At 44.7% G+C, this 302-nt stretch carries 1 protein-coding gene; it reads left to right on the forward strand.

Features of this window, described 5'->3' with window-relative positions; translation table 11 throughout:
• The coding region (locus HUS62_RS22770) for a metallophosphoesterase (protein WP_345894732.1) at positions 1-302 on the forward strand (302 nt) is incomplete at both ends.

Genomic DNA, 302 nt, shown 5'->3' on the forward strand with positions numbered 1-302 from the left:
CAATGTAATGACACAGCCAGTAACCAAACAGTGCGCTTTATTCATGTTGCTGATTTACACGCGCGCTTTGGCTTTAAAGAGCAGTTATTCAGCCGTATTCGCAGTTACTACGACAATGCAAAACTTGAGAACCCTAACACCTTATTTACCAATGGCGGTGACGATTATGAAAAAGGCACCGTAGCTGAACAAACATCACAAGGGTTAGCCACTGTTGAAGCAATAAAAGCCATGGCTTTTGACGTACGTGTGATTGGTAACCACGACTATGCGTGGGGACCTGAGCAACTGTTGGACTTTGC

Source organism: Pseudoalteromonas sp. 0303 (assembly GCF_013349995.1).
Classification (GTDB): domain Bacteria; phylum Pseudomonadota; class Gammaproteobacteria; order Enterobacterales; family Alteromonadaceae; genus Pseudoalteromonas.